This window comes from Streptomyces sp. Y309 (assembly GCF_056712025.1).
In genome coordinates, this window is the sequence record NZ_CM160048.1 from 2,738,638 (window position 1) to 2,764,902 (window position 26,265).

At 70.7% G+C, this 26,265-nt stretch carries 22 protein-coding genes; 5 read left to right on the forward strand and 17 right to left on the reverse strand.

Going from position 1 to position 26,265, the window contains the following annotated elements; all coding sequences use genetic code 11:
* The 3 genes from AC0KTA_RS10185 to nsdA all read right to left on the reverse strand — a co-directional run bounded on the left by AC0KTA_RS10185 (position 1) and on the right by nsdA (position 3,600).
* Positions 1 to 339, reverse strand: a complete 339-nt coding sequence (locus AC0KTA_RS10185) for a P-II family nitrogen regulator (RefSeq protein ID WP_282544024.1) — start codon at positions 337 to 339, stop codon at positions 1 to 3.
* The gene (locus tag AC0KTA_RS10190; protein WP_481054796.1) at positions 336 to 1,700 is read right to left on the reverse strand and encodes an ammonium transporter; all 1,365 of its coding nucleotides are present in this window, start codon (positions 1,698 to 1,700) and stop codon (positions 336 to 338) included. The genes AC0KTA_RS10185 and AC0KTA_RS10190 overlap by 4 nt, the downstream gene beginning before the upstream one ends.
* 418 nt (positions 1,701 to 2,118) lie before the next feature.
* Positions 2,119 to 3,600, reverse strand: coding sequence for a transcriptional repressor NsdA (gene nsdA, locus AC0KTA_RS10195; protein WP_481054797.1), 1,482 nt, complete (start codon positions 3,598 to 3,600; stop codon positions 2,119 to 2,121).
* 710 nt (positions 3,601 to 4,310) lie between these two features.
* On the opposite strand from nsdA, the gene AC0KTA_RS10200 reads away from it, so the two are divergent.
* Positions 4,311 to 4,970 (forward strand): bifunctional DNA primase/polymerase, encoded by a 660-nt coding sequence (locus tag AC0KTA_RS10200; RefSeq protein ID WP_481054798.1) that lies wholly within the window; start codon positions 4,311 to 4,313, stop codon positions 4,968 to 4,970.
* Positions 4,971 to 5,182: 212 nt separating this feature from the next.
* Here AC0KTA_RS10200 and ftsY read toward each other — a convergent pair whose 3' ends face one another.
* A complete protein-coding gene (ftsY, locus tag AC0KTA_RS10205; protein WP_481054799.1) occupies positions 5,183 to 6,406 on the reverse strand; it encodes a signal recognition particle-docking protein FtsY in 1,224 nt (407 codons plus the stop codon).
* A gap of 249 nt (positions 6,407 to 6,655) precedes the next feature.
* Here ftsY and AC0KTA_RS10210 point away from each other — a divergent pair, with 249 nt between their 5' ends.
* Together AC0KTA_RS10210 and AC0KTA_RS10215 are read left to right on the forward strand one after the other, a co-directional pair.
* On the forward strand, positions 6,656 to 8,128 hold the full coding sequence (locus tag AC0KTA_RS10210) for a purine-cytosine permease family protein (protein ID WP_481054800.1): 1,473 nt from the start codon (positions 6,656 to 6,658) through the stop codon (positions 8,126 to 8,128).
* Between the two features lie 116 nt (positions 8,129 to 8,244).
* Positions 8,245 to 9,222, forward strand: a complete 978-nt coding sequence (locus AC0KTA_RS10215; RefSeq protein ID WP_481054801.1) for an LLM class flavin-dependent oxidoreductase — start codon at positions 8,245 to 8,247, stop codon at positions 9,220 to 9,222.
* Positions 9,223 to 9,279: 57 nt separating this feature from the next.
* Here the strand turns inward: AC0KTA_RS10215 and AC0KTA_RS10220 are convergent, their stop codons facing one another.
* The 4 genes from AC0KTA_RS10220 to AC0KTA_RS10235 all read right to left on the reverse strand — a co-directional run bounded on the left by AC0KTA_RS10220 (position 9,280) and on the right by AC0KTA_RS10235 (position 15,772).
* Positions 9,280 to 10,707: a sugar porter family MFS transporter gene (locus tag AC0KTA_RS10220; RefSeq protein WP_481054802.1), complete on the reverse strand. Its 1,428-nt coding sequence runs from the start codon at positions 10,705 to 10,707 to the stop codon at positions 9,280 to 9,282.
* 357 nt (positions 10,708 to 11,064) lie between these two features.
* Positions 11,065 to 14,634 carry a chromosome segregation protein SMC gene (gene smc, locus AC0KTA_RS10225; RefSeq protein WP_481054803.1) on the reverse strand — a complete coding sequence of 1,190 codons (3,570 nt, stop codon included), beginning with the start codon at positions 14,632 to 14,634 and terminating at the stop codon, positions 11,065 to 11,067.
* A 256-nt stretch (positions 14,635 to 14,890) separates the two neighbouring features.
* Positions 14,891 to 15,094, reverse strand: a complete 204-nt coding sequence (locus AC0KTA_RS10230; RefSeq protein WP_016640148.1) for a hypothetical protein — start codon at positions 15,092 to 15,094, stop codon at positions 14,891 to 14,893.
* Between the two features lie 396 nt (positions 15,095 to 15,490).
* Entirely contained in the window at positions 15,491 to 15,772 is a 282-nt protein-coding gene (locus AC0KTA_RS10235; protein WP_481054804.1) for an acylphosphatase, read from the reverse strand.
* Between the two features lie 160 nt (positions 15,773 to 15,932).
* Between AC0KTA_RS10235 and AC0KTA_RS10240 the strand changes: the two genes are divergently transcribed.
* Positions 15,933 to 17,018, forward strand: a complete 1,086-nt coding sequence (locus tag AC0KTA_RS10240; RefSeq protein WP_481054805.1) for a CAP domain-containing protein — start codon at positions 15,933 to 15,935, stop codon at positions 17,016 to 17,018.
* 47 nt (positions 17,019 to 17,065) lie between these two features.
* On the opposite strand, the gene AC0KTA_RS10245 is transcribed toward AC0KTA_RS10240, so the two are convergent.
* Complete coding sequence (locus AC0KTA_RS10245; RefSeq protein WP_481054806.1) at positions 17,066 to 17,656, reverse strand: flavodoxin family protein; 591 nt, start codon at positions 17,654 to 17,656, stop codon at positions 17,066 to 17,068.
* A gap of 154 nt (positions 17,657 to 17,810) precedes the next feature.
* On the opposite strand from AC0KTA_RS10245, the gene AC0KTA_RS10250 reads away from it, so the two are divergent.
* On the forward strand, positions 17,811 to 18,224 hold the full coding sequence (locus AC0KTA_RS10250) for a winged helix-turn-helix transcriptional regulator (RefSeq protein ID WP_481054807.1): 414 nt from the start codon (positions 17,811 to 17,813) through the stop codon (positions 18,222 to 18,224).
* On the opposite strand, the gene mutM is transcribed toward AC0KTA_RS10250, so the two are convergent.
* The 8 genes from mutM to recG all read right to left on the reverse strand — a co-directional run bounded on the left by mutM (position 18,200) and on the right by recG (position 25,963).
* Complete coding sequence (mutM, locus tag AC0KTA_RS10255; RefSeq protein WP_481054808.1) at positions 18,200 to 19,072, reverse strand: bifunctional DNA-formamidopyrimidine glycosylase/DNA-(apurinic or apyrimidinic site) lyase; 873 nt, start codon at positions 19,070 to 19,072, stop codon at positions 18,200 to 18,202. The two genes, AC0KTA_RS10250 and mutM, sit on opposite strands and share 25 nt — an antisense overlap.
* 170 nt (positions 19,073 to 19,242) lie before the next feature.
* Positions 19,243 to 20,085, reverse strand: a complete 843-nt coding sequence (rnc, locus tag AC0KTA_RS10260; RefSeq protein ID WP_481054809.1) for a ribonuclease III — start codon at positions 20,083 to 20,085, stop codon at positions 19,243 to 19,245.
* A gap of 7 nt (positions 20,086 to 20,092) precedes the next feature.
* Positions 20,093 to 20,266 (reverse strand): 50S ribosomal protein L32, encoded by a 174-nt coding sequence (rpmF, locus tag AC0KTA_RS10265; RefSeq protein WP_006139588.1) that lies wholly within the window; start codon positions 20,264 to 20,266, stop codon positions 20,093 to 20,095.
* A gap of 2 nt (positions 20,267 to 20,268) precedes the next feature.
* Positions 20,269 to 20,922 carry a YceD family protein gene (locus AC0KTA_RS10270; RefSeq protein ID WP_481056373.1) on the reverse strand — a complete coding sequence of 218 codons (654 nt, stop codon included), beginning with the start codon at positions 20,920 to 20,922 and terminating at the stop codon, positions 20,269 to 20,271.
* 267 nt (positions 20,923 to 21,189) lie between these two features.
* A complete protein-coding gene (locus AC0KTA_RS10275; protein WP_481054810.1) occupies positions 21,190 to 22,323 on the reverse strand; it encodes a cell division initiation protein in 1,134 nt (377 codons plus the stop codon).
* Between the two features lie 60 nt (positions 22,324 to 22,383).
* Positions 22,384 to 22,863 (reverse strand): pantetheine-phosphate adenylyltransferase, encoded by a 480-nt coding sequence (coaD, locus tag AC0KTA_RS10280; protein ID WP_481056374.1) that lies wholly within the window; start codon positions 22,861 to 22,863, stop codon positions 22,384 to 22,386.
* A gap of 26 nt (positions 22,864 to 22,889) precedes the next feature.
* Entirely contained in the window at positions 22,890 to 23,765 is an 876-nt protein-coding gene (rsmD, locus tag AC0KTA_RS10285) for a 16S rRNA (guanine(966)-N(2))-methyltransferase RsmD (protein WP_481056375.1), read from the reverse strand.
* Positions 23,762 to 25,963, reverse strand: coding sequence for an ATP-dependent DNA helicase RecG (recG, locus tag AC0KTA_RS10290; protein WP_481054811.1), 2,202 nt, complete (start codon positions 25,961 to 25,963; stop codon positions 23,762 to 23,764). Before recG ends, rsmD begins: the two co-directional genes overlap by 4 nt.
* Positions 25,964 to 26,265: the final 302 nt, after the last annotated feature.

Below are 26,265 nucleotides of genomic sequence, written 5' to 3' on the forward strand. Positions count from 1 at the left end.
TTACAGGGCGTCCGGCCCGCGCTCACCGGTCCGTACCCGGACCGCCGTGTCGACCGGGACGCTCCACACCTTGCCGTCACCGATCTTGCCGGTGCGGGCCGCCTTGACGACGACTTCCACGAGCTGCTCGGCGTCGTCGTCCTCGACGAGCACCTCGATGCGGATCTTCGGTACGAGATCGACGGTGTACTCGGCGCCGCGGTAGACCTCGGTGTGACCGCGCTGCCGGCCGTAGCCGCTGGCCTCGGTGACGGTCAGGCCGTGCACCCCGAAGGCCTGGAGGGCTTCCTTGATCTCGTCGAGCCGGTGCGGCTTGACGACCGCGGTGATGAGCTTCATGCGTCCACCTTCTTGTTCTTCTGCGCCGACTGGGCACTCTCCTGGACCGGGCCCGGCACCGCGGTGGCGGTGCGCGGTGCGGAGCCGCCGCCCGCGCCGCTGAAGTCGTACGCGGTCTCGGCGTGCTGGACCTGGTCGATGCCGCCGACCTCCTCGTCCTCGTCGACCCGCATCCCGATCGTCTTGTCGATCAGGAAGGCGAGCACGGCGGAGGCGACGAGGGAGTACCCGAAGACGGCGCCGACGCCGGCTGCCTGCTTGCCCAACTGCTCCAGGCCACCACCGTAGAAGAGGCCCTGCGCCTTCGACTGGCCGCCGCCGGTGGCGAAGAGGCCGACGAGGAGCGAACCGACGACACCGCCGACCAGGTGGACGCCGACCACGTCGAGGGAGTCGTCGTAGCCGAACTTGAACTTCAGGCCGACGGCCAGGGCGCACAGCAGACCGGCGACGGCGCCGATGGCGATCGCGCCGAGCGGCGAGCAGGAGCCGCCGGACGGGGTGATGGCGACGAGGCCCGCGACCGCGCCGGAGGCGGCACCGAGGGTGGTGAACGCGCCGTGCCGGATCTTCTCGTACGCGAGCCAGGCGAGCATCGCGGCGGCCGTGGCGATCTGTGTGTTGATGAACATCAGCGCGCCGACGCCGTCGTCGTTGCCGAGCCAGGAGCCGGCGTTGAATCCGAACCAGCCGAACCACAGCAGACCGGCGCCGAGCATCACCAGGGGCAGGCTGTGCGGGCGCATCGGGTCCTTCTTGAAGCCGACGCGCTTGCCGATGACCAGGATCACGCCGAGGGCGGCGGCACCGGCGTTGATGTGCACGGCCGTTCCGCCGGCGAAGTCGATCACGCCGAGCTCGAAGGCCCAGCCGCCGGTCCCCCACACCCAGTGCGCGACCGGGAAGTACACAATCGTCGCCCAGAGCGCGACGAACAGGGCCCACGCGGTGAACTTGACGCGGTCCGCGAGCGCGCCGCTGATCAGCGCGGGCGTGATGATCGCGAACATCAGCTGGAACACGGCGAAGACGTAGACCGGGATCGTGTACCCGTCCCACAGCTGGTTGAGGCCGATTCCGCCGAGGCCGACGTAATCGCTCTCCCAGCCGAAGAGGCTGCCGTGGTCGGTGCCGAAGGCGACGGAGAAGCCGTAGAGCACCCACAGGATGGTGACGATGCCCAGGCTGATGAAGCTCATCATCAGCATGTTCAGGGTGCTCTTGACGCGGACCATGCCTCCGTAGAAGAAGGCGAGACCCGGCGTCATGAGCATCACCAGGGCGGAACAGATCAGCATGAACCCGGTGTTGGCGGCAGACCACTGCGGGGTGTCTGCGGCAAGCGTGATGCCTGGGGGCATCGGCGTCTCCTCGTCGTCGGATACGGCCCGTGCGGGCATCAGCCTCTGCGGTGCGAGGACGGTGGGCCGGTTATGCGGCACGAGGTTGGCGCAGCGCGGTTTCGGCCAGTGCCGCTCGATGTTTCGCGGCAGTGACGAAGAGGTCGTGCGTGTTACGCGTGGATGAACCGCGCGTCACCCGGAACCCGGGAGACATACCCTCCCGAATCCCCAGCCATCAATTGAGCAACCCCAACGGCGATCAGCCACCTCCGCGAGAGCGGCGCCGGTTCAGGCGCGAAAAGAAGCAAACCGGCCGCGGTGGCCATCCGGATGACCTGGCGTGGGGGGAGCCGAGTCGGGCTGTCGGGATGGGCCGGCCGCGGCCGGGGCGGGTGCGCGGTCTGCCGCCGGGGCAGTCCGCGGCGCGCGGGGAACCTCAGACGGCCTCCGCGGTTTCCGGCATGTCGACGGCGAGCTGGTCGGTCAGCCGGACCACTGCCGCGACGTCTCCGAAGTCGCGCAGGGCGTTGTCGACGGTCTTGCGCAGGCGGGTGTTGACCCGCTCGGAGCGCACCTTCTTGGCGATGTCCAGGGCCTCGCCGGCGAGCACCGTGCTCTGCTCGGGCTCGTTCTGGAGCAGGTGGACGGTGGCCATGCCGATCAGGTTCAGTGCGTACGAACGCTGGTGCTCGGGGTCCTTGCCGAAGAGCTCGACGGCGCGGCCCATGACGGGCTCGGCCAGCGAGGCATACGTGGGGCTACGACCGGCCACGTAGGCCAGATCGCGGTAGGAGTGGGCGTTCTCGCCGTTCAGCTCGGCTTCGGAGAAGAAGCGGATCCAGTCGGGCTCGGGCTCGTCCCAGTCGTCCGCGTCGGCGAAGGTGTCCTCGGCCATGCGGACGGCCCGCTTGCAGCGGCCGGGCTGGCCCATGCCCGCGTAGGCCCGGGCCTCCATCGCATACAGCATCGACTGGGTGCGCGGGCTTGAGCAGTCACGGCTGCCGTACTGCGCGAGGTGGATCAGTTCGAGGGCGTCGTCGGGGCGGCCGAGGTGGATCATCTGGCGGCTCATGCTGGACAGGACGTACGAACCGAGGGGCTTCTCGCCGGCCTCTTTGGCGGCGTGCAGGGCGAGCACGAAGTACTTCTGGGCGGTGGGCTGGAGGCCTACGTCGTAGCTCATCCAGCCGGCCAGTTCGGCCAGTTCGCCGGCGACCTTGAACAGGCGCTTCGCGGTGGCTTCGGGCTGGGGCTCCTGGAGCAGGTCGGTCACCTCGTGGAGCTGGCCGACGACGGCCTTGCGGCGCAGTCCGCCGCCGCACTGGGCGTCCCACTGGCGGAACATCACCGTCGTGGACTCCAGGAGCTCCAGCTCGGGTTTGGAGAGGCGGCCGGGGCGGCGCGGGGCGAGCTGCTGCGGCTCGGGCTCGGTGACCACCGGCGCGGAGGGCCCGGGCACGAGCCAGCGCTGCATGGGCTCGATGAGGGCGGGGCCCGCGGAGAGGGCGAGCGAGGTGCCGAGGAAGCCGCGCCGCGCGAGCATCAGGTCGCTGCGGCTGAACTCGCTGATGAGCGCGACCGTCTGGGGGCCCGTCCAGGGCAGGTCGACGCCGGAGACGGACGGGGAGCGGTGGGCGGCGCGCAGGCCGAGGTCCTCGACGGCGACGACGCAGCCGAAGCGCTCGGAGAAGAGCTCGGAGAGGATGCGCGGGATGGGCTCGCGTGGGTTCTCGCCGTCCAGCCAGCGGCGGACGCGTGAGGTGTCGGTGGAGATGTGGTGCGCGCCCAACTGGCGTGCCCTGCGGTTCACTTGGCGCGCCAGCTCGCCCTTCGACCAGCCGCTGCGCACGAACCAGGAACCGAGCATCTCATTGGGGCGCTTCTCAGCGTTCACACCGCTTCCGCTACTGCCGCCCACTGGAACGCCCCCATCCCTCAAGCCACTTGTTCGCGGTCCACGTCAAGCCCTAACAGAATGCCGCGTGTTGCGGCGCTCCGTCCGGAGAATGTCACCCTTCGAACGGGAAACCGACTTGCCTCCGGCATACCCACGGGTGCGCGAGCCTCCGGGTCGTGTACTGAAAGTAATCCTACGATCACCCCTCCGGCGAGGGAGAACACAGAAACGCCACCATTCGCCACCCCTTCGAATGAACTCCCGGCCCGCAGCACGCGATTCACTTGACACAGGACAACCGCGACCAACCAAAAGTGGGCGGAGTGAAGCACACAGGGGCGCGGGCCACGGAGTGCACCACCCGTAATGCCTCCGGGCGCCGGCATCTCCTGACGGCGGAAGACGGCGAAAGTCGGCGACAGTCGGCTTGAGACGTGCACAACGCGCTTCAGGGCAGAGAGTCACGATCCGATTCCGTCACGTAACCACCGCACACACGACCCGTTGGAGGGGGCATGGGCTTCACGATCGGCGGCATCCGGGGGACCAAAGAGCCCCGGGCCGGTGTCCGGGGAACGAAGGAAACAGACGGCGGGGCGCGGGGAACCAAAGAGGGCGGGACCAGAGAAGACAGCACCAAAGAGGGCAGCGCCAAAGAAGGCGGCATCCAAGAGGGCGGGACCACCAAGGACGGCGGAACGGGCGGAACGGGCGAAGCCAAAGAGGCGCGCGTGAACAAGGAGGCGAAAGAGCCGAGGGAGTCGCGATCCGCGTCCCGTCGGCGCTGTCGCGCGAGCGCGTCGGAGTGCACAGCCGTGGCCGAGTACACGGGACTGTGGGGCTGGGCCGCGGTGCCCGGCGCCCGCGCCCAGGACGGCCGCTGCTCCTGCGGCCGGGCCGACTGCCCGGCTCCCGGCGCCCACCCGCTGGACTTCGCCCCGGAGGTGCCCGCGGGTGCCACGCTCGACGAAGTGACCGAGGCCTGGGCGCAGTTCCCCGGCGCGGCGGTGATGCTGCCCGTCGGCCGGGCCTTCGACGTCATCGAGGTGGCCGAGACCGCGGGGCGCCGCGCGCTGGTGCGGCTCGAACGGATGGGCCTGCCGCTCGGCCCGGTGGCGGCCACGCCGGACGGCCGCACGCACTTCTTCGTCGCCCCCGGCGCCGCCGCCGAGCTCCCCCAGCTCCTCTACCGCATGGGCTGGGACGACGCCGCCCTCGACCTGCACGGCCTGGGCCCCGGCACGCACATCACCGCGCCGCCGTCCGACCGCGGCGGCCTCGGCCCGGTGCGCTGGCTGCGCTCCCCCGACCCGGACTCCGTGACGGGCCCGCCGCACGCCCGCCTCGTCCTCGGCACCCTGGCGTACGTGGCGCACCGGTCACCCGCGTAGCGCTCCGGCCGCGCGGGCGCACCACCCGCGCGCGGGAGGCCGCATGCGGAGCCGCATACGGAAGAGCCCCGCTCCCGGCTGCACCCCGGGGCGGGGCCCTTCTTTGCGGCTAAACCGCCGCCGCTCTCGCGGAGCTGGCTGATCACCGTCGTGGTATCTCAATCAATGGTTGCGGTGCCGGGTCGCGAAGAAGTCCCCGACCAGGGGAACAGTCAGTCGCCGATCAGCGCGTCCACGAACGCCTCGGGCTCGAACGGCGCGAGATCATCCGCTCCCTCGCCGAGCCCCACGAGCTTGACCGGCACGCCCAGCTCGCGCTGGACCGCGACCACGATGCCGCCCTTGGCGGTGCCGTCGAGCTTGGTGAGGACGATGCCCGTGATGTCGACGACCTCGGCGAAGACGCGGGCCTGCACCAGGCCGTTCTGGCCGGTCGTGGCGTCCAGGACGAGCAGGACCTCGTCCAGCGGCGCGTGCTTCTCCACGACGCGCTTGACCTTGCCGAGCTCGTCCATCAGGCCGGTCTTGGTGTGCAGGCGGCCCGCGGTGTCGATGAGGACGACGTCGGCGCCCTCGGTGATGCCCTCCTTGACCGCGTCGAAGGCGATCGACGCCGGGTCGCCGCCCTCGGGCCCGCGGACCGTGCGGGCGCCGACGCGCTCGCCCCAGGTCTGCAGCTGATCGGCGGCGGCGGCGCGGAAGGTGTCGGCGGCGCCGAGGACGACCGAGCGGCCGTCGGCCACCAGGACGCGGGCGAGCTTGCCGGTGGTGGTGGTCTTGCCGGTGCCGTTCACGCCGACGACCATCACGATGCCCGGGGTCTCCAGGCCGGACTCCGTCTTCACGGCGCGGTCGAAGTCGGTGCCGACGAGGTGCAGGAGCTCCTCGCGCAGCAGGGTGCGCAGCTCGTCGGGCGTGCGCGTGCCGAGCACCCGCACCCGCTCGCGCAGCCGCTCGACCAGCTCCTGGGTGGGGGCGACGCCGACGTCGGCGGTGAGGAGCGTGTCCTCGATCTCCTCCCAGGTGTCCTCGTCCAGGTGCTCGCGCGACAGGAGCGTGAGCAGGCCCTTGCCGAGGGCGTTCTGGGAGCGCGAGAGGCGGGCGCGCAGGCGCACCATGCGGCCCGCGGTGGGCTCGGGGGTCTCGATCTCGGGGGCCGGGGGCGCCGCGGGCGGCTCCTCCGTGACGACGGGCGCGGACGCCGACGGCTCGGCGACCGGCAGATCGACTTCCTCGATCGTGCGGCGCGCCTCGTCGCGCGGCGTCTCGGCCTCGTCGCCGACGTGCGGCTCGGCCGGCGGGGCGGTGATGGTGGGCGGGGTGGCGGGGGCCTTCGCCTCGGGCAGCCGCTTCTTCTTGCGGCTGCCGACGACGAGCCCGCCGATCGCACCGACCACGACCACGGCGATGACTACAGCAAGGATGACGATTTCCATAACCCACCCAGTATCAGTCATGGGCCCTTCGGGCACCGCCCTTGTGCTTTCCTCCAAAGGACATAGGCCACTAGCCGCCATTACTCGGACTAAAGTACGATGGAAGAGGCTGCGTCAACGCGCGTAGAGTCCCACCACAGATTCATCAGCTGCTCACCCAGCCATTCATCAGCTGGTCACCAGCGAACTCCCCCACCGGCCGGCGACGACGTCGACGCAAGCCGAGCGAGAGGCACGGAACCACCCCTCATGAGCACCACCGCCGAAACGGCCGAACACGAAGGCGCCCTGGAGACCCGCGGGTTGGAGCCCGTGCCGGACTCCGAGCGCCACGGCAGGACCCGTGAGCTGTTCCCCACGTGGGTGGCCGCCAACATCAGCGTTCTGCTCCTGACGATGGGCGCGGGCCTGATCGTCTCGAACGGCCTGAACTTCTGGCAGGTCCTGATCGTCGCCCTCGTCTCTCCCGTGCTGAGCTACGGCCTGGTGGGCCTCGTCTCCATCGCGGGCAAGCGCGGCGGTTCGCCGGGCATGACGCTCTCGCGCGCGGTCTTCGGCCAGCGCGGCAACCTCTTCCCCGGCTCGCTGATCTGGGTCGCCCGCTGGGGCTGGGAGACGATCAACGCGGTCACGGGTGCGTACGCGATCCTCACGGTCCTGGACATCTGCTTCGGCGTGAAGGCGAACACGGCCCTGAAGGTCGTCACGCTGCTCCTCTTCGTCGCCGCCACGTTCCTCATCTCGGGCCTCGGCCGCAAGGTCCTGCACGTGTGCAGCCAGTGGTCGACGTATCTGTTCGGCGCGTTCAGCATCCTCGTCCTGGTCTATCTCCTGACGGACACCGACTGGTCCAAGGTCTTCGACCAGCCCGCGGGCTCCACCGCGATGATGATCGCGGGCATCGGCACGATCGCCGCGGGCGGCATCAGCTGGGTGCCCACCGGGCCGGACTTCACCCGCTATCTGCCGCGCACGGCCGCGAGCAAGCCGCTGGTCGGCCACGCCGTCGGCGGTGCCGCCATCGTCGTGGTCCCCATGGTCCTGATGGGCGCCGTCATGGCGGTCTCCACGCCGAGCCTGTCCTCGGCGCAGGACCCGGTCGCCTTCCTCGGCGACCTGCTGCCGACCTGGATCGCCGTGCCGTACCTGATCATGGCCCTGATCGGCATGCTCCTGATCAACTCGATGTCGATGTACTCGGCGGGCTTCACCGCCATGACCCTCGGCATCAAGGTCCCGCGCGCGTGGGCGGTCAGCGTGAACGCGATCATCAGCCTGATCTTCGGCTATCTCCTGATGGTCGTGGCCACCAGCTTCATGGGCTCCTTCATCTCCTTCCTCACGCTGCTCGCGGTCGCCTTCTCCGCCTGGATCGGCGTCTTCGGCGTCGACATGTTCCGCAGGAAGACGTACGACGGCGAAGCCCTGATGGACACCAAGCGCACCAGTGCGTACTGGTACAAGGCGGGCTTCGCCTGGCAGGCCATGACGGCCTGGGCCACCGCGCTCGTCGTGGGCCTGCTCTTCACCAAGGTCGACTGGTTCAGCGGCCCGCTCGCCACGTCCTGGATCGGCCGCAACGGCCTCGGCTGGCTCGTCACGATCCTGGTCGCGGGCGTGCTGTACGCGGTCCTGCCGCGGCAGCCGCTCCCCGAGACCGCCCCGACGGCCGAGGCGACGGAGCCGGTCTCCGGCGTCGAGCCCGCCCCCGCCAAGGCGTGAGCGCCCCCGACCGCCGCCCGCCCCTGGTCATCTGACGCAGCGTCAGCTAACGTCCCCCTTCGCCGCACCCGGTCCGCTGCCCGCGGCTCACCGTCCCGGTGAAGGGGGACGTCTCCATGCCCGTCACAGTCGTACGTTTCAATCTCGTCGATCCCGCGGCCACGCCCGACACCCTCAGCGCCCGCTACCGGGCCGCCCTGGAGATGGCCGCGTACGCCGACGACCGCGGCGTGTCCACGATCCAGACCGAGGAGCACCACGGCGCCGCCAACAACTGGCTGCCCTCGCCGTTCGCCTTCGCCGGCGCGGTGTTCGGGGCGACGCGGAGGATCGCGGTGACCGTCTCGGCGGTCATCGGGCCGCTGCACGATCCGCTGCGCCTGGCCGAGGACATCGCCGTACTCGACCTACTGAGCGGCGGCCGGCTCGTCACGGTCGCGGGCATCGGCTACCGGCCCGAGGAGTACGCGGCCTTCGGAGTCGAGTGGAAGCGGCGCGGGAAGCTCCAGGACGAGCTCCTCGACACCCTCCTCAAGGCCTGGACCGGTGAGGAGTTCAGCCACCGCGGCCGCACCGTGCGCGTCACCCCGCGCCCGCACACCCGGCCGCACCCGCTGCTCCTGGTCGGCGGCTCCTCACGGGCGGCGGCCCGCCGCGCGGCCCGGTTCGGCCTGCCGTTCTTCCCGAGCGCGCATCTGCCGGAGCTGGAGACGTACTACGACGAGAAGCGCGCCGAGTACGGCACCGAGGGCTGGACGATGATGCCCGCCGCCGAGACCCCGCTCCTGCACCTCTCCGAAGACCCCGACCGCACCTGGGCCGAGCACGGCGAGCACTTCCTGCACGAGGCGCGCACCTATGCCTCCTGGCAGTCCAAGGACATCCGCTCGGCGGTTCGCTCGGCCGCCACCACGGTCGAGGGGCTGCGCGCCGAAGGCGTCTACCGCGTCCTGACGCCCGACGCGTGCGTGGCCCTCGCGGAGGGCGGGGCCAACCTCATCCTGCATCCGCTCGTCGGCGGGATGCCGGTCGACGAGGGGTGGCGGAGCCTGCACCTGTTCGGCGAAAACGTACTGCCCCGGCTCAAGGACTGACCTTGCGGTCCTCGAGCCGGGGCAGCCTTCCTCAAGAGGAGAGGGGCAGCGGGGGGTTTAGCCCATCTCCTCCAGGGTCTTGCCCTTCGTCTCCTTGACGAATTTGGCGACGAAGGGGATCGAGATCGCGGCGAAGGCGCCGTAGATGATGTACGAGCCGGTCAGGCTCCACTCCGACATGCTCGGGAAGGTCTTGGTGATCGCGAAGTTGGCGAGCCACTGCGCGGAGGCGGCCACGCCGAGCGCCGCGGCGCGGATCCGGTTCGGGAAGATCTCGCCGAGCAGGACCCAGACCACCACGCCCCAGGAGAGCGCGAAGAAGAGCACGAAGGCGTTGGCGGCGATGATCGCGACCAGGCCCTGGCCGTGCGGCAGCGAGACGTCGTCACCGGATCCGCTGCGGTACGAGAACGCCCAGGCCATGGTGAACAGGGCGAGGGCCATGCCGGTCGAGCCGATCAGGGCGAGCGGCCTGCGGCCGATCCGGTCGACGAAGATCATCGCGATGACCGTGCCGACGATGTTCACGATCGACGTCTCGAAGGAGTACAGGAACGAGCTGCTCGGGTCGTGGCCGATCGACTGCCAGAGCTGGTTCGAGTAGTAGAAGATCACGTTGATGCCGACGAGCTGCTGGAAGATCGACAGGAAGATGCCGATCCAGACGATCGGCAGGAAACCGAACCTGCCGCCCAGCAGGTCGCTGAACGTCGACTTGTGCTCGCGGCGCATGGCCAGCTCGATCTCGGCGGCGCGCGCGTCCACGTCGACCGCCGTGCCCTCGACCTCGGTGAGCACCTTCTTGGCCTCGGCCTCGCGGCCCACGGAGATCAGGAAGCGCGGGGACTCGGGGATCGCGAAGGACAGCAGGCCGTAGAGGACGGCCGGGACGACCATGACGCCGAGCATCCACTGCCAGGCCTCCAGGCCGGCCAGCTTGCCGCGCTGGTCGCCGTCCGCCATGTTCAGGATGCCCCAGTTGACCAGCTGGGAGACGGCGATGCCGACGACGATGGCGGCCTGCTGGAAGGAGGCCAGGCGGCCGCGGTAGGCGGGCGGCGCGACCTCGGCGATGTACGCCGGGCCGATCACCGAGGCCATGCCGATGCCGAGGCCGCCGATGAAGCGCCACATGGTCAGGTCCCACGCGGCGAACGGCAACGCGGAGCCGACGGCGCTGATCGCGAACAGGAACGAGGCGACCTGCATGACCCGGATGCGACCGATGCGGTCGGCGATGCGCCCCGCGATGGCGGCACCCACGGCGCAGCCGAGGAGGGCGGTGGCGATGATCCAGCCCAGCGTGTTGGCGTCGACGTCGAACCGGTGCTGGATCGCGACGGTCGCGCCGTTGATCACCGAGCTGTCGTAGCCGAACAGGAATCCGCCCATGGCGGCGGCCGCCGTGATGAAGATGACATGGCCGAGATGGTCCGGGCGGGCCTCCCTGGCCCCGGGCTGCGGCGGCTGCACTGTGCTGGTCACGTGAACTCCTCGGGCCACCGGCTGCGTTGCCGGGGGTGGGGGTGAGAGCCCTTCAAGTGGCGCACAACTTCACGCCGCCCACCACCTGAAGGTAAAAGCAACGTTGCAGAGACTATGCCTTCAAGTTGCGAAGTCAATAGCTCGTTAACTGTGAATTTGGAGACCGTAAGGAGTCACCCTGCGTTCAAGATCTGAACACAGGGTGAGCCGGATGAGTGAACCGGGCGGAGCGAAGCCCGCTACGGTACGAAGCGCCCCGTCAGGGGCGCGGGGCTGTATCGACATGCGGCTCCGCCGCGGGGCGCGACAAGCCCCCACCGGCCCGCGGGATCAACACCGCACATCCGGCGATGCGCTTTAGCGGAGCCGCTGGCTGATCACCTTGGAGACGCCGTCGCCCTGCATGGACACGCCGTACAGCGCGTCCGCGACCTCCATCGTCCGCTTCTGGTGCGTGATCACGATGAGCTGCGAGGCCTCCTGCAGCTCCTGCATGATCCGGATGAGCCGCTGCAGGTTGGTGTCGTCGAGCGCCGCCTCGACCTCGTCCATCACATAGAACGGGCTGGGCCGCGCCTTGAAGATCGACACGAGCAGCGCCACGGCCGTCAGCGACCGCTCGCCGCCGGACAGCAGCGAGAGCCGCTTGACCTTCTTGCCGGGCGGCCGGGCCTCGACGTCGACGCCCGTGGTGAGCATGTTGTCGGGATCGGTCAGGATCAGCCGTCCCTCACCACCCGGGAAGAGCCTGCTGAAGACCCCTTCGAACTCCCGCGCCGTGTCCCGGTACGCCTCGGTGAAGACCTGCTCGACGCGCTCGTCGACCTCCTTCACCACCTGGAGGAGGTCCGCCCGCGTCTTCTTCAGGTCCTCCAGCTGCTCGCTGAGGAACTTGTGACGTTCCTCCAGAGCGGCGAACTCCTCCAGCGCCAGCGGATTGACCTTCCCGAGCTGCTGGTACGCCCGTTCGGCTGACTTGAGGCGCTTCTCCTGCTCACCGCGGACGTAGGGCACCGGCTTGTTGCGCGGGTGTTCAGGGTCTTCGGGCAGTTCCTCGCCCTCGGCGGGGGGCGAGGGCGGCACGAGCTGGTCGGGCCCGTATTCGGAGACGAGCCCCGCGGGTTCCACACCGAGTTCCTCCAGCGCCTTGGTCTCCAGCTGCTCGATCCGCAGCCGCTTCTCCGCGCCGAGTACCTCGCCCCGGTGGACCGAATCCGTCAGCTTGTCCAGCTCCGCCTTGAGATCGCGCCCCTGGTTCCGCTCGGCGACCAGCTCCCGCTCACGCACCTCCTTGGCCCGCTCGGCGGCCACCCGCTCGTGCTCCGCCCGTACGAGGGAGACCTCGACGTGGGCGAGGAGCTGGCGGGCCCCGGAGGCCACGGCCTCGGCGACGGCGGCCTCGTGGCGAAGCCGGGCCCTGCGCTGTTCGGCACGCGCGCGTGCCTCGCGTTCGGCGCGGGCGGCGCGGTCGAGGGAGTCGGCACGCCCGGCGAGCCCCTTCACCCGCTCCTCGTGCGTACGCACCTGGAGCCGGGCCTCCATCTCGGTCTGGCGGGCGTTGGCACCGTCGGCGGCGAGCCGGTCGCGGGCGCCGGTGTCGGGCTCCTCCTCGGCGGGCGCCTCCTCGGCCACGGCGAGCCGCTCGGCCAGCTCCTCGACCTCCAACTGGGCCTTCTCCAGGGCGTCCTGGGCCTTGGCGGCAGCGGCGGCGGACCGCTCGGCCTCACCGGCGGCGCCACGCGCCTGCCCCGCGAGCGAGCCGAGCCGCTGCGCGACGGACGACTTCTCCCGGTCGGCGGCGCGCCGCCGCTCCCCCAGCTCCTCGACGAGCGCGGCACACTCCTTGCGCCGCTCCCCGGCCCGCTCCTGCGCCACGGCCAACTCCTCGCAGTGCACACCGAGTTCGGCGAGCTCGGCCGCCGCCTCGTCGACGGAGGCCTGCACTTCGAGGAGGCTGGGCGCACCCGCGGACCCGCCCTGCGCGAAGTGCGCCCCGAGCAGATCGCCCTCGGCGGTGACCGCCGTCAGCTCCGGGTGCGCGTACACCAGATCCTCGGCGTCCTCCAATGTCCCGACCACGACGACGCCACGCAGCAGCCGCCGCACGGCGGGCATCAACTCGACCGGTCCACGTACGAGTTCGGCGGCACGCGGGGGCCCGTCACCACGCGAATCCGGTGGTACGTCGCCGAGGTCCCCGCCCCCGTCAGCCCCCGCCAGCATCAGTGCGGCCCGGCCCGCGTCCTGCTTGCGCAGCAGGCGGATCGCTTCTGCGGCGGATGCGGGCGTGGACACGGCGATGGCGTCGGCCGCCGCGCCGAACGCCGCCGCCACCGGCACCTCGAATCCCGGTGCCACGGAGAGGAGTTCGGCGGCGGGGCCGAGCAGTCCGGTGAGCCGGTCCTTGGCGGCGAGGAGCGCGCCGGAGCCGTCCTTGCGGCGCAGTCCGAGGGCGAGGGCGTCGTGCCGGGCGGCGACGGCGGCCCGCTTCCGCTCGGCCGCGGTGGCCGCCTCGCGCGCGGCGGTCAGCTCGGCTTCGGCGTCCGCGAGGGCCCGGCGGGCCTCTTCGTGCCGCTCCCCGAGCTCCGCGTCGCCCGCGTCCAGGCCGTCGACCTCCGCCTTGAGCTGTTCGTACTCCTCCTGCGCGGTGACCGCGCGCTCCTGCGCCTCGTCGCGGGCGACGGCGAGCCGGTCGATCTCGGCCTGCGCGGAGGCGGCCCGTGAGCGGGCCGCGTTGACCTGCCCGCCGAGCCGCGCGAGGCCTTCGCGGCGGTCGGCGATGGCCCGGGCCACTTCCTTCAGGCGCCGCTCCTCGGCGGCCAGTTCGCGCTCCAGGTCGGCGCGGTGGGCGACGGTGTCGTCGAGGGCGTGCTGCGCGGCTTCGAGGGCGGCTTCGAGCTCGGCCTCCTGTTCGCGGATGCGCGCGGCCTCCCGCTCCATGTCCTCGGGGTCGCGCCCGCGCCGCTCCTCGGCGGGCGCCGAGCGCGCGCTCTGCACCCGGGCGTCGGCGAGCGAGATCGTGCCGCGCACCCGCTCGGCGAGCTGCGACAGCTCGTACCAGGTCTGCTGGGCCCGCTGCAGGCGTGGGCTGAGCCGCCGCACCTCGTCCTCCAGGGCCGCCTCGCGCTGGAGCGCCGTCTTCAGCTCGGCCTCGGCGGCCTCCTTGCGCGCCTTGAGCGCGGCCTCGTCGGCGACTTCCGCGTTCAGGGCCTGACGCATCCGTACGAGGTCGTCGGCGAGCAGCCTGAGGCGGGCGTCGCGCAGGTCGGCCTGGATGACGGCGGCACGCCGGGCGACGGCGGCCTGTCGGCCGAGCGGCTTGAGCTGGCGGCGCAGTTCGTCCGTGAGGTCCTGGACGCGGGCGAGGTTGGCCTGCATCGCGTCGAGCTTCCGCAGCGCCTTCTCCTTGCGCTTGCGGTGCTTGAGGACGCCCGCGGCCTCCTCGATGAAGGCGCGGCGGCCCATCGGGTCGGCGTGCAGGACGGAGTCGAGCTGGCCCTGGCCGACGATGACGTGCATCTCACGGCCGATGCCGGAGTCGGAGAGGAGTTCCTGGATGTCGAGCAGCCGACACGTATCACCATTGATCTGGTATTCGCTGCCGCCATTGCGGAACATGATCCGCGTGATGGTCACTTCGGCGTACTCGATCGGCAGGGCACCGTCGGAATTGTCGATGGTGAGGGAGACCTCGGCGCGGCCGAGCGGGGGCCGGCCGGTCGTCCCGGCGAAGATGACGTCCTCCATCTTGCCGCCGCGCAGCGACTTGGCGCCCTGTTCGCCCATGACCCAGCTCAGCGCGTCCACGACATTGGACTTGCCGGAGCCGTTCGGTCCGACGACGCAGGTGATGCCCGGCTCGAACTTCAGCGTCGTGGCCGACGCGAAGGATTTGAAACCACGCAGTGTCAGGGCCTTGAGGTGCACGCCGCGTGACTCTACCTTTCGCCGGGAGTTCACCGAGGAACGTGCGAGCAGTTTCACGGAGGAAGGTGCAGGGCACATCAGGTGTAAGGCCCGCACGGGCACGGGGAGCGGAAAGAAAGAAGGGACGCCGAAGCGTCCCTTGCGGATCTCGCGGATCTATTCGATCAAGCAGATCTCTCTGTTCAGCGGCTTATCACGGGCAAGCCTGCCCACGCGTGGCAGGACGGTCCGTTGCCGGGCTCGGGGTGTGCGTGGGTCAGGTGAGCGCAGGCTCCGCCTGGGGTACGTCGATGCTCTCGAGGAGCGAGTCGTGAGAAGCGGCAGCCGCCAGCGCGTCGTTCTCGGCCTGGATCCTGACGAGCTCGGATTCCAGGTCCTGGACGCGCTGCTGGAGCCGTCGCATCTCGGCGAGGAGTCGCGGGTCGCTGCCGCCGACGTAACCGAGAAGCGCCTTTGCCATGATGGATGGTCCTCCACACTGAGTGACCGACCGAATCGGTGTGGGTCGTGAGGGAATCGCACCCGCGGTGCTTGGCACTCTTCTGTTCTTGCTGGGTGTTACTTGGCCGTTCTCACATGCCAAACAGCTAAGGTGCGCGGGGCTTCCAGAGTCTCACCAAAAAGTTTGACGGTCAACACGATCACGCCCCGTATTGGCGAGCGGCCCGGGGGCGCGCGGCGGTGAAACCTGCGGCGCTGCCTCGGCGGCGGGGCCCTGGGGGCGTATAGATCATCGTTACTCGCGGAGCCTGCCACGGCAAGTGCTTCTTGGCAACCACCAGGCCTTTCCTGCCCCGGGCGGGTGCCGCAGCCACACCCGCCCCCGCCCGGCGGGGGTCCGCGGAGCGGTGCCGGATCAGCGAATCGCGAACGAGTCGTAGCCGCCGCGGGGCGTGTCCCAGATCTCAGTCACACCGTCGACGCGGCCGGGTGTGTCGCCCTCGCGCAGCCAGTCGAGGAGCTGCCGGCAGCTCGCGCGCGGGCCCTCGGCGACGACCTGCACGCGGCCGTCGTCGAGATTGAGAGCAAAGCCACTCACGTCTCCGATCTCCAGCGCCTTGGCCCGCGTGAACCAGCGGAATCCCACGCCCTGTACACGGCCGCGCACCCAGGCGGTGAGCCGGACTTCTTCGTTCATAAGGTGCACGCTAACCGGCCAATTGCCCAGGGAGCACTTCGCCCCCTTGCGCCATCGCGTACAGTCGCGACTCGACGAGCCTCACCCGTATGGGTGAGTCACGTTGACCGTCAGGACGACGCCGGGGCCGACACCGGGCGTCTGGACGAAAGGCCAGAAGATGGGACGCCACCGACGCTCCGGCGGCGGCCGCGCCGCCACCGGCCGCGCCGATCATTCCACGGCTCCCGACGCGCACGAGGGCCACCCCGACGCGTACGACGGAACCCAGGGGCTCGACGTATACGTCACGTACCCCTCCGACCGCTCCGAGCCGCGGCGTGCGACGTCGCACCGGCGCGGGCGCCGCGCCTCCACGCCCGTGCGCACCGGGCTGCTCGGGGTGTCCGCGGCCGTGGCGATGGGCGCTGTCGCGGTCGCCTCCGGCCTGGTGCCCGGCGGTGACAACTACTCGCTGGGCGGCGGCAACGAACCCGGCGCCATCCGCACGGCCGGCTCCCCGTCCGGGCTCGACGTCCAGGGCGGCGACGAAGGCAGCGCCGACCGCGACCGGGCCACGCCCAGCCGCGGCACCGGCCGCGCCGACGCCCCGGCCCCGGCCCCGACGCCCTCCGAGTCGAGCGGCAAGCCCTCGGCGAAACCGTCCGACAAGCCCTCGCCCACGCCGTCGAAGCCGCAGTCCGGCACGGGCACCGGCGACAAGGCCGGGAGCGGCGGGCGCGACGGGAACACGGAGAAGCCCGGAAACCCGGGCGACGCCGACAGCGGGGACAAGGGCGCGGGCGAGAAGAAGCCGACGCCCACCCCGAGTCGTACGGCGACCGAGAAGCCGAAGCCGCAGCCCCCTGCCGAGACGCCCGCCGACGGCGAGAACGCGGCCGAGGCCGAGGTGCTCTCGCTGGTCAACCAGGAGCGGGCCAAGGCGGGCTGCCGCCCGGTCCGTGCCGACGCCGGACTCGCCGCGCTGGCCGGGGACTTCAGCGACGACATGGCCAAGCGCGGCTTCTTCGCGCACACCGACCCGGACGGCGCGACGCCGTGGGACCGTGCCGAGAAGGTCGGCATCACAGACCTCGGCGGCGAGAACATCGCCCGTGGCCAGGCCAACGCCCAGTCCGTCATGGACGCCTGGATGAGCAGCCCCGGCCACCGCGCGAACATCCTCAACTGCGACTACCAGACCCTGGGCGTCGGCGCGCACTTCGCGCCGGGCGGCCCGTGGTGGACGCAGGACTTCGGCTTCTGAGCCGCTGACTCCCGGCCGGGCTCAGGCCGCTGACTCCCCGTCCGGGCTCAGGCCGCGACGGCGGCCCGGCCGGCCGCGACGACGCGCGCGGTCTCGGTGACGCGGCGGCCGAGGTGTTCGGCCGTGGCGATGTCCGCCTTGTGCACGGCCTCCGGGCCCTCGTCGGAGTTGGTCTGGGCGGCAGCGCCGGAGAAGAAGCCGAGGCGGTTGAGGTCGTTCTCGGAGGCCTCGCTGGAGTTCCAGCCGGGGAGCAGGCCGAGGCTGACCCAGTGCATGCCCTGCTGGGCGGCCAGCGTCTGGAAGTACTGCAGGGTGTGCAGCTTGTCACCGCTCTTGGACGCGGAGTTGGTGAAGCCCGCGGCGAGCTTGTCCTGCCAGGCACGGGTGAACCAGCGCTTCGACGTGGCCTCCGCGAAGACGTGGAAGGCGCCCGAGGCGGTGCCCATGTAGGTGGGCGAGCCGAAGACGATGGCGTCCGCCGCGTCGAGCAGCTCCCACTCGGCTTCGGTGATCTCGTCGACCTTGATCAGGTGCGTACTGGCACCGGCTTCCTCGGCACCGGTGCGGACGGCTTCCGCGACGACGGTGGTGTGGCCGAATCCGGAGTGGTAGGCGATGGCGACGACGGGGCTGGGCATGGTGGACGTACTCCTTGGACGGAGGGGACGGGGCAGCGCGGAACCGGCCGAAGGCGGACCGGTAGGACCGGCCCTCAGCGATGACAAAAGGAAAGCACTAACTTCTGGTTAGTGCAACCCGATGGTTAGCGCTGCGGGAGAGTACGCTGTCCTCATGGACTCCCTCGCACGCACCGAGAACGCCTCCGAAGCCGAGGAGGCGGAGCTGGCGTACAACGTGTTCGCGCGCAGCTGCCCGTCGCGGTCCACGCTGGAGCACGTCACCGGGCGATGGGGCGCGCTGACGCTCGGGGCGCTGCACGACGGCACGTTCCGGTTCAACGAGCTGCGCCGCCGGGTCGACGGCGTGAGCGAGAAGATGCTGTCGCAGACGCTGCACGCGCTGGAGCGCGACGGCCTGGTGCACCGTGACGCGCAGCCGACCAATCCGCCGCGCGTGGACTACCGGCTGACCCCGCTGGGAGAGCAGATCGCCGAGCGCCTGCTGGCACTCATCCACTTCGTGGAGGGCAGCCAGGACGAGGTGAAGGCGGCCCAGCAGCGTTACGACGCCCTCGGCGGGCGCTGACAGCGCGGGCAGAAGTAGCTGGAGCGGTTCATCCAGGGGCGCCGCCGCATGGGGGTGCCGCAGCGCCGGCAGGGCTCGTCCTCACGCCCGTAGGCGTCCAGGGACCGGTCGAAGTACCCCGACTCGCCGTTCACGTTGACGTAGAGGCTGTCGAAGCTGGTGCCGCCGACGGAGAGGGCGGCGTTCATCACGTCCCGTACGTGGCCGAGGAGTTGGGTCGTTCGGGGGCGGGTGAAGGTGGCCGTCGGGCGCTCGTAGTGCAGCCGGGCGCGCCACAGCGCCTCGTCGGCGTAGATGTTGCCGACGCCGCTGATGAGGGACTGGTTGAGCAGTGCGCGCTTGATGGTGGTGCGGCTGCGGCGCAGGGCCTGGTGGAAGGCCTCGTCGTCGAAGAGCGGGTCGAGCGGGTCGCGGGCGATGTGCGCGATGACGTCCGGCAGGCCGTCCGGGGTGTTGTCGTGCAGCGAGAGCCCGCCGAAGGTCCGCTGGTCGACGAAGCGCAGCTCGGTGCCGGGCGCGGCGCCGCCGGCCGCGTCCTCGAAGCGCACCCGGATCCTCAAGTGCTTCTCGTCCGGGGCCTGTTGGGTCTTGACGAGGAGCTGGCCGCTCATGCCGAGGTGGGCGAGCACGGACGTGCCGGTGTCCGCCACCGGCAGCCACAGGTACTTGCCGCGGCGCATGGGCGCGCCGAAGGCGTGGCCCTTGAGCCGGTGTGCGAAGTCGTCGGCGCCCGCGAGATGGCGCCGGACGGCGCGCGGGTGCAGCACCTGCACGTCGGCCACAGTCCGACCGCCGACCCAGCGTTCGAGCCCACGCCGGACGACCTCGACCTCGGGCAGCTCGGGCATGTCTCCTCCGGGGAACCTGGGAAAAGCCCGTCCGGCGTTTGAGGACGAGGCCGCAAGGCCGATTAAGGGCGGGCGGTGGGAACTCCGCCGCGAAGCGACGGAAAGAGAAACCAGGGCACCCGCCGCAGCCGATAGAACCGACCGCGACGGGCGCCCAGGAAAACGTGCCGTCAGGCAGACGCGGCATCCGGGGCAGAGGGAGCCTCAGGGGCACCCTCGGCCTCAGAAACCGCAGAGGCAGCCGCCGCTGCCGCGGCCCGCTCATCCGCCGCGGAGCGGATGGCACGCCACGCGGACTCCGCGGCCTGCTGCTCCGCTTCCTTTTTGCTGCGGCCGGTGCCGGTGCCGTACGAGACGCCTCCGACGCGGGCGGCAGCAGTAAAGGTCTTCTCGTGGTCCGGGCCGCTCTCCGTGACGAGATACTCGGGCACGCCGAGGTTCTCCGTCGCGGTGAGCTCCTGGAGGCTGGTCTTCCAGTCCAGGCCCGCGCCGAGGTTCGAGGATTTCTCGATGAGCGGGTCGAAGAGCCGGTGCACCAGCTCGCTCGCCGCTTCCAGACCCCGGTCCAGATAGACCGCGCCGATCACCGCTTCCAGGGTGTCGGCGAGGATGGACGCCTTGTCCCGGCCGCCCGTGCCCTCTTCGCCCCGGCCGAGCCGGATGAAGGAGCCGAGGTCGAGCCCGCGGCCCACCTCCGCAAGCGCACGCGAGTTGACCACCGCGGCCCGCAGCTTGGCCAGTTGGCCTTCGGGCAGGTCGGGGTGGGTGCGGTACAGCGTGTCCGTGACCACGAGGCCGAGCACGGAGTCCCCGAGGAACTCCAGCCGCTCGTTCGTGGGCAGGCCGCCGTTCTCGTACGCGTACGAACGGTGGGTGAGCGCACGCACCAGAAGGGCGGACTCGAGCTGATACCCGAGCCGCCCTTCCAGAAGCGTGTGGGACGAGGCCGCGTTGTTGCTGTCTGCCATCTTGGCGTCTTCCGCCTTCTTTGGGCTAGACACAGCGCCTCTCACCAGCCGCTCAGACCTCGAGGACCTGGCGCTTGTTGTAGGTGCCGCAAGCGGGGCACGCGATGTGCTGCAGCTTGGGCTCGTGGCAGCGCTCGCACGCAACCAGGGTGGGGACCGCAGCCTTCCACTGCGACCGGCGGTGGCGCGTGTTGCTGCGCGACATCTTCCGCTTCGGAACAGCCACGGCTACTTCTCCTGCTTCTCGTCGGCGTGCGCTGATCGAGGCGCGCCGCCGCTCATCTCGTCCTTCTCGCCGTCCTGGATGGTGCCAGCGAGTCCTTGCAGTGCCGCCCAACGGATGTCGACGGCATCATGGTGGTGGTCCGGGTCGTCCGCGAGCCGCACTCCGCACTCGGAGCACAGGCCCTGACAGTCTTCCTGGCACACCGGCTGCATCGGCAGTGCGAGCACCACCGCATCACGCAGCACCGGCTCGAGGTCGAACATGCCGTCCTCGAGGAAGAGCCTGTCCTCGTCTTCCTCGGCGTCGTCGGCCGGTTCCGCTGCGCGGCCCCGGTCGTCGGCGTCAGGGTACGAGAACATCTCCTGGAAGTCCGCTGCGAGCGCGAGCTCCAGCGGCTCCAGACACCTTACGCACTCCCCCTCGGCCGATGCACGGGCGGTGCCTGTGACAAGCACCCCTTCCATGACCGACTCCAGCCGGATCTCCAGCTCGACCGGAGCGCCTTCCGGCACCCCGATGACCCCTTCGACGCCGAACGGAGCCGGCGAACCGGGGGCGTCGATCGTGCGGGTCACCCGCTGCATGGCACCAGGACGCCGACCCAGCTCGTGTGTGTCGAACACAAGCGGGTTCCGGTGGTCGAGGCGCGTGCTCAGGGGTTTTCCTGCTTTCGAATCCTGGGAGTTTGGCAAGCGGACCGCCGCGCCGGTGCCGCAGATCTGCGGTGGGAACGGGCAGCCCGGATCGCGGACATACGCGCGACCGAAGAGCCAGGATACTGGACCTTTCGCTCACGGCCCAATCGGGGCTAAGCGCTTCGCTGGATGTGCGGTGCGAACCTGCGGGCCGTCAGTGGCTGGTCGCGCAGTTCCCCGCGCCCCTTCAGGGCGCAGCCGAACCGCAGCCGACTTCACCAGGGCTGCTTAACGGCCCTGCTCGTACTGCCGCAGTTGCTCCGCGCTGATCATCTGGGTGTCGAAGAGGCTGGTCTCGTCGAGCACGGCGGGCGCGGGGCTCTGCTGGCCGTAGCCCTGGTGCTGCGGCTCCTGCTGGGGGGCCGGCGGCTGGTTCGGGTCGTAGCCCTGCTGCTGGTACGCGTAGGGGTCCTGCTGGTACGCGTACGGATCCTGCTGGCCGTAGGGCTGCTGATAGGCGTACGGATCGGGCCCGCCGTACGGGGTCTGGCCGCCGTACTGGTCCGCGCCCTGGGCGTAGGGGTCCTGGGTGCCCCCTCCGTACTGGTCCTGCTGCTGGTACGCGTACGGGTCCGGCTCGGTCTGCGGGCGCGGGGGTGTGTACGGCTGCTGGGCGGGGATCGGCGGGGGGCTCTGCGGCTGCGGGCGCTCGGGGGTCTCGGCGAGGTCCGCGAGGTAGTCGGCGTCCGAGGTGTGTTCCCTGGTCTGCGCGCCGAGCTCGCTCAGTTCGTCGGCGGGGGCGCGGCCGTGCAGGGTCTGGCGGCCGCGGCCGACGGCCTCCAGGGTCTTGGCGAGCACGGCCTCGAAGGCGCCGAGCTTCACGTCCACGTAGGCGTCGGCGTTGCGGCGCAGGGTCTCGGGGTCGTGGCTGCGCTCGGGGGCGTCCTCGTCCTCGTACCCCTGCTCGTCCACGCCGGGGCCGGTGCCGAGGAGCTTCTCGCGGCCGCGGCCGACGGAGCCGAGCGTCTTGGTGAGGACGACCTCGAAGTTGGCGAGCTTGCTGTCCACGTAGTCGTCGGCGTCGGCGCGGACCTCGGCGGCCTCCTTGCGGGCCTCGGCGAGGATGCGGTCCGCCTCGGCCTGGGAGCGGCGCGCGACCTCCGTGTCGGAGATCAGCGAGCCGCGCTCGGCGTGCGCGCCCTCGATGATCCGCTCGGCCTCCTGGCGGGCCTGCTCGACCAGCTGCTCCCGGCCGCCGATCAGCTCCTGGGCCTGGGCGAGCGAGCCGGGCAGGGCCTGGCGCACCTCTTCGAGCATGGCGAGGAGGGCGGCGCGGTTGACCACGCACGAGGCGGACATGGGCATGGACTTGGCGCTGCCGACCGTCTCGACGATCTCGTCGATCTTCTTCTGCACGTCCACCGCGGGCTCGCCACTCTCTACAGCTTGTTGGGAGACGGACGGGACGACTGTAGCCCTTGCTCAGCCCTTCGCGAGGCGCTTGTTGAGGGCTTCGAGCACGACCGGGGGAACCAGGTGCGCGATGTCGCCGCCCCAGGTCGCGACCTCCTTGACCAGTGAGGAGGACAGGAAGCTGTAGGTGGGGTTGGTGGGCACGAACAGGGTCTCGACGCCCGAGAGGCCGTTGTTCATCTGGGCCATCTGCAGTTCGTAGTCGAAGTCGCTGACCGCGCGCAGGCCCTTGACGATGGCCGGAATGTCGCGCTCCTTGCAGAAGTCGACCAACAGGCCCTGGAACGACTCGACTTCCACGTTGCCGAACTCGGTGGTGACCTGGCGGATCAGCTCGATCCGCTCCTCGATCTCGAACAGGCCCTGCTTGGACTTGTTGATCATCACCGCGACGTGCACGACGTCGTACAGCTTGGAGGCGCGGGCGATGATGTCGAGGTGTCCATTGGTGATGGGGTCGAACGACCCCGGACAGACGGCGCGGCGCAACGGAAGTCCCTCGCTCTCCGGTCGGGTCATGGCGCGATCTCAGGCTCTTCGTGCTCTTCGTCCGAAGAGCTGTCGCGTTCTTCGTACGCCGAGCTTTCCGGCTGTTTGTACGAAGAGGCGGCGCGACCGTACCAAAACGTGCCTTCGCCGTAGCGACGGGACCTCAGTGCCTCGAAGCCGTCCGGCCAGCCGAATTCTCCGCCTCTCGTACTGCGTTCAACGGTGACGAGTGCGTCGTCCGTGAGCCAGCCTCCCGAGCGGAGTGTGAGCAGGATCTCCCGAAGATCGTCATCGCCGACGGCGTAAGGGGGGTCGAGAAACACCAGGTCATAGGGGGCGGCAGGGGTTGACTCGCGAATGATCTGGGCCGCTTTGCCCGCCCTGGCCTCGGCGCCGGGCAGGCCGAGCGCCTTGATGTTCTCGCGGATGGTGCGCGCCGCGCGGGCGTCGGCCTCGACGAGCAGGGCGTGCGCCGCGCCGCGGGACAGGGCCTCCAGGCCGACGGCGCCGGAGCCCGCGTACAGGTCGAGGACGCGGGCGCCGGCGAGCGTGCCCTGGACGGCCTGCCAGGTGGAGAACAGGCCTTCGCGGGCGCGGTCCGAGGTGGGCCGGGTGCTGTTCCCCGGCGGGACGGCGAGGCGGCGTCCGCCGGCCACGCCGGCGATCACGCGGGTCATCTGGGTCCTTTGGGCTGAGGGTGGCTTCCCTTCACGATATGGCGTCCACCGGCTTCGGCCCTTGTCGGCCCGCCTCGGCGGTGGTGCGGATGCCGTCGCCCGGCTCTGCTGCGGGTGGCTCTTGGTCGGCCCTGCTGCGGGGGGCGTGCATCCCTCTGCGGGGGCCGCTGGCGGGGGCCGCTGGCGGGGGCCGCGTTCGTTCCCGCTGCGGGGGCCGCAGTTCAGCCCTTGTCCAGGTACTGCTCGCGTTCCTCGTCCAGGAGGGCGTCCAGGGCCGTGCGCAGTTCGGGGAGGTGCTCCAGGTCCGGGTCGCGGGAGACCACTGCGGTCGCCTCCTCGCGGGCCGCGGCGATGATCTCCTCGTCGTCGATGACGGTGAGCATGCGCAGCGAGGAGCGCACGCCGGACTGGGCCTGGCCGAGCACGTCGCCCTCGCGGCGCTGCTCCAGGTCGATGCGGGAGAGCTCGAAGCCGTCGAGGGTGGCGGCCACGGCGCCGAGCCGGGCGCGGGCGGGGGTCGCCTCCGGCATGTCGGTGACCAGCAGGCACAGGCCGGCCGCGGAGCCGCGGCCGACGCGGCCGCGGAGCTGGTGGAGCTGCGAGACGCCGAAGCGGTCGGCGTCCATGATCACCATGACGGTGGCGTTCGGGACGTTCACCCCGACCTCGATCACCGTCGTGGCGACCAGGACGTGCGTCTCGCCGGCGGCGAAGCGGCGCATCACCGCGTCCTTGTCGTCCGGCTGCATGCGGCCGTGCAGGACCTCGACGCCGAGGCCCCGCAACGGGCCGTGGGTCAGCTCCTCGGCGACGTCGAGGACGGCGAGCGGGGGGCGCTTCTCGGCCTCGTCCTCCGGGGACTTCTTCTTGGCCTTCTTGGGCTCCTCCTCCGCGTCGTCCCCGATGCGGGGGCAGACCACATACGCCTGGTGGCCGTTCTCCACCTCTTCGCGCACGCGCTCCCACGCGCGGGCGAGGAAGTGCGGCTTGTCCTGGGCGGGGACGACGTGCGTGGAGATCGGCGAGCGGCCGGCCGGGAGCTGGTCCAGGACGGAGGTCTCCAGGTCGCCGAAGACCGTCATCGCGACCGTGCGCGGAATGGGGGTGGCCGTCATGACCAGCAGGTGCGGCGGCTGCTTGCCCTTGCCGCGCAGGGCGTCGCGCTGCTCGACGCCGAAGCGGTGCTGTTCGTCGACCACGACCAGGCCCAGGTCGTGGAACTGGACCTTGTCCTCGATCAGGGCGTGCGTCCCGATGACGATGCCGGCCTCGCCTGTGGCCAGGTCGAGGAGGGCCTGGCGGCGGGCCGCCGTGCCCATGGAGCCGGTGAGCAGCGTGACCTTGGTGGCATGCTCGGAGCCGCCGAGCATGCCCCCTTCCGCCAGCTCGCCCATCATCTCCGTGATCGACCGATGGTGCTGCTGGGCCAGGACTTCCGTCGGCGCGAGCATTGCGGCCTGCCCGCCCGCGTCCACCACGGCGAGCATGGCGCGCAGCGCCACCATCGTCTTGCCGGAGCCGACCTCGCCCTGCAGGAGGCGGTGCATGGGGTGCTCGGTGGCCAGGTCGTCGAAGATCTCCTTGGAGACCGCGCGCTGGCCGTCCGTGAGCGTGAAGGGCAGCTTGGCGTCGAAGGCGTCGAGCAGGCCGCCCGCGCGCGAGGTGCGGGCCACCGCCGGCAGGTGCGCGTCCGCGAACCGGCGCCGGGCCAGGGCGACCTGGAGCACGAACGCCTCGTCCCACTTCAGGCGGTCGCGGGCGGTCGCGATGTCCGCCTTCGCATGCGGCCGGTGGATCTTCAGGAGGGCTTCGGGGAGCGGGATCAGGCCGCGGCCCTCACGCAGGGACGGCGGCAGCGGGTCCAGAGCCTCCTGGGCGCTCGGCAGCACCGCGTCCACGGACTTGGCGATCTTCCAGGACTCCAGCTTGGCGGTGGCCGGATAGATCGGGATGAGGGCTCCGGCCCAGGAGTCCACCGTCTCGGCGGCCGAGTCGCCGTCGCCGCGCAGCAGTTCGTACGCCGGGTGGGCCAGCTGCATCTTGCGGTTGAAGACCGACACCTTGCCCGCGAACATCGCGCGCGTGCCCGGCAGCAGGTCCTTGTGCGGCTTGTGGATGCCCCGGCCGAAGAACACCAGCTGGAGCTGGCCGCTGCCGTCCGTGATGGTGACTTCGAGCCGCTGGCCGCTGCCGCCGCCGAACCGCAGGACGCGGGCCGTCGCGACCTGGGCCACGACCGTGACGTGCTCGTCCAGCGGGAGGTCCGAGAGGCGGGTCAGCTCGCCTCTCTCGGCATACCGCCGGGGGTAGTGGTGCAGCAGGTCTCCGACCGTGTGCAGGCCGAGGTGCTCGGCCATCACCTTCGCGGTGGCCTGGCCGAGCGCGTTCTTCAATGGTTCCTGGAGCGCGTGCACGAGATCCATTGCACACCACGGCACTGACAATTGGGGGCAGGGGCCGGGAAATGTGGGGAGGCGGTGGGCCCTGCTGGACCTTCCCCCACTGCACCCATCAGCGCGCTCCGCGCACGGCCACCCCTTCCGGGCGGTATCAATTTGCGGCTCCGCCGCGTGGGGAGGGGGCTCCGCCCCCGGCCCCCGATCGGCCTGAACGGCCTCGTCCTCAATCGCCGGACGGGCTATTCCCCACCCACCCGCCCTTTCCGCCCTTCGGGCGGGGTGGGGGCAGGTGGGATTTCGCCCTTCGGGCGGAGCAGGAGGGCGGG

Coding starts and splice junctions, on each gene's coding strand:
- AC0KTA_RS10215 (WP_481054801.1), top strand. CDS start 8,245: ATGCCCGTCACAGTCGTACGTTTCAATCTCGTCGATCCCGCGGCCACG.
- AC0KTA_RS10245 (WP_481054806.1), bottom strand. CDS start 17,656: ATGCCCAGCCCCGTCGTCGCCATCGCCTACCACTCCGGATTCGGCCAC.
- AC0KTA_RS10235 (WP_481054804.1), bottom strand. CDS start 15,772: ATGAACGAAGAAGTCCGGCTCACCGCCTGGGTGCGCGGCCGTGTACAG.
- AC0KTA_RS10190 (WP_481054796.1), bottom strand. CDS start 1,700: ATGCCCCCAGGCATCACGCTTGCCGCAGACACCCCGCAGTGGTCTGCC.
- ftsY (WP_481054799.1), bottom strand. CDS start 6,406: ATGGAAATCGTCATCCTTGCTGTAGTCATCGCCGTGGTCGTGGTCGGT.
- AC0KTA_RS10210 (WP_481054800.1), top strand. CDS start 6,656: ATGAGCACCACCGCCGAAACGGCCGAACACGAAGGCGCCCTGGAGACC.
- mutM (WP_481054808.1), bottom strand. CDS start 19,072: ATGCCCGAGCTGCCCGAGGTCGAGGTCGTCCGGCGTGGGCTCGAACGC.
- recG (WP_481054811.1), bottom strand. CDS start 25,963: ATGGATCTCGTGCACGCGCTCCAGGAACCATTGAAGAACGCGCTCGGC.
- AC0KTA_RS10240 (WP_481054805.1), top strand. CDS start 15,933: ATGGGACGCCACCGACGCTCCGGCGGCGGCCGCGCCGCCACCGGCCGC.
- AC0KTA_RS10185 (WP_282544024.1), bottom strand. CDS start 339: ATGAAGCTCATCACCGCGGTCGTCAAGCCGCACCGGCTCGACGAGATC.
- AC0KTA_RS10230 (WP_016640148.1), bottom strand. CDS start 15,094: ATGGCAAAGGCGCTTCTCGGTTACGTCGGCGGCAGCGACCCGCGACTC.
- AC0KTA_RS10250 (WP_481054807.1), top strand. CDS start 17,811: ATGGACTCCCTCGCACGCACCGAGAACGCCTCCGAAGCCGAGGAGGCG.